Source organism: Streptomyces niphimycinicus (assembly GCF_018883605.1).
GTDB classification, from domain to species: domain Bacteria; phylum Actinomycetota; class Actinomycetes; order Streptomycetales; family Streptomycetaceae; genus Streptomyces; species Streptomyces niphimycinicus.
This window is the reverse complement of sequence record NZ_JAHLEM010001126.1, coordinates 1-2,216: the sequence shown is the minus strand read 5'-3', so window position 1 is coordinate 2,216 and position 2,216 is coordinate 1. Positions and strand designations below refer to the sequence as shown.

Sequence of the window (2,216 nt, the reverse complement as noted above, 5' to 3'; positions counted from 1 at the left end):
ACGAAGAACCCGACCAGATCGTCCAACGCGTCATCCGTACGCCCGGCGATCGCCGTGCCCAGCGGAATGTCCGTGCCCGCGCCCAGCCGCGTCAGCAGTGTCGACAGCGCGGTCTGCACCACCATGAACAGGCTGGCCCGGCGCTCGCGGGCGACCCGCGTCAGTTCTCCGTAAAGGCCGGACGGCACTTCGAAGGTGATCCGGTCACCCTCGTACGAGGAGGTCGCCGGCCGCGGCCGGTCGAAAGGCAGCGGCAGCTCCTCCGGGAGGTCCGCCAAGGCGGCCTTCCAGTAGGCCAGTTGGCGGTTGATCTCGCTGTCGGCGTCGTCCTCCGCGCCCAGCATCTCGCGCTGCCAGATGCTGTAGTCCGCGTACTGCACCGGCAACGGCTCCCACCCGGGAGCGTCGCCGGTGGTGCCGCGGGTCGCGTACGCCGCCGTCAGATCACGGGCCAGCGGCCCCATCGACCAGGCGTCACTCGCGATGTGGTGCGCCACGAGCAGCAGCACCTGCTCGTCATCGCCGAGCCGGAACAGCCAGGCGCGCAACGGCACGTCGTCCGTGAGGTCGAAGGGAGTCCGTATCGCGTGGCTCAGTTCTTCGTGGACCGCTTCCCTGTCGGTCGCGGCCACCGTCAGTTCTACTTCCGCGGTGTCCAGGACCGTTTGATACGGGCCGTCGGCGTCCTCGGCGAACACCGTGCGCAGGCTCTCGTGCCGCGTCACCACATCACCCAGCGCCGACCGCAACGCACCCTCGTCCAGGGCACCCCTCAGCCGCAACGCCACCGGAATGTTGTACGTCGCACTGGGCCCCTCGAACTGGTGCAGGAACCACAAGCGTTGCTGCGCCAGCGACAACGGCAACCGCGCCGGACGCGGCACCACTGCCCGTACCGCAGACCGCACCACCGCCGACGCATCCAGCACGGCCGCAAGCTCGGCCACCGTCGGCGCCTCGAAGACACGGCGCACCGCCAGCTCGACGTCCAGGACGGTACGAATCCGGCTGACCAGCTTGGTGGCAAGCAGGGAGTGGCCGCCGAGGTGGAAGAAGTCGTCATCGATGGTGACGGCCTCCACGCCCAGGACCTCGGCGAAGAGACCGCACAGGATCTCCTCGCGCGGCGAGCGCGGGGCCCGGCCGCCCGTGCCCTCAGGGCCGTAGTCGGGCGCGGGCAGGGCTCGGCGGTTCAGCTTGCCGTTCGCCGTCAGCGGGAAGGCGTCCAGCGTGACGAACGCGGACGGCACCATATAGCCGGGCAACCGGGCCGCGATGTGTTCACGCACATCAGCGCTTATCAGGCCAGTGTCCGCCGTCGCCGGGACGACGTAGGCCACAAGGCGCTTGTCGCCGGGCCGGTCCTCACGCACCAGGACAGCGGCCTGCCCGACCTGGTCGTGTCCGGCCAGCACCGTCTCGATCTCGCCCAGCTCGATCCGGAAGCCACGCAGCTTGACCTGGTCATCGACCCGGGAGAGATACTCCAGCTCACCATCGGCGGTCCACCGCACCACATCACCGGTGCGATACATCCGCCCACCCGCCGAACCGCCGAAGGGATCGGCGACGAAGCGTTCCGAGGTCAGGGCGGAACGCCCGTGATAGCCCCGCACCACACCGGCACCGGCGATATACAGCTCGCCCGGCACGCCGACCGGAACCGGTCGCAGCCCCGCGTCCAGCACATACACCTGAGTGTTGGCGATCGGCCGCCCGATGCGCGGGCCGCTCGCCCGCTCGGGGGTGACAGGCCAGGCCGTCGACCAGATGGTGGTCTCCGTCGGGCCGTACATGTTCGTCACCGACTCGGCCCGCTCGGCCAGCGCCACCGCCAGGTCTGCGGGCAGCGCCTCGCCACCCACCAGCACCCGCACACCGCTCAGCACGGCCGGGTCCTCGGCCAGCACCGCCCGCCACAGACTCGGCGTCGCCTGCATCACCGACACCCGCTCAGCCGTCACCAGCGCGCACAAGGCCGCCGGATCGCGCACCACATCCCGCGCGGCCACCACCACCGCGGCGCCGGACAGCAGGGGCACGAACAACTCCAGCCCCGCGATGTCGAACCCGACCGTGGTCACCGCCAGCAGACGGTCCTCGCCCGTGAGCTGGAGCCGCCCGGCCATCGCCACCGCGAAGTTCACCAGCGACCCCTGCGGCACCACCACACCCTTGGGCCGCCCCGTCGAACCCGACGTGTAGATCACATACGC

General features: G+C 70.4%; 1 protein-coding gene. It reads right to left on the bottom strand.

Features of this window, described 5'->3' with window-relative positions; translation table 11 throughout:
- Nucleotides 1-2,216 (bottom strand): non-ribosomal peptide synthetase (locus KN815_RS48165; protein WP_216348076.1); only part of this gene is annotated, 2,216 nt, incomplete at both ends.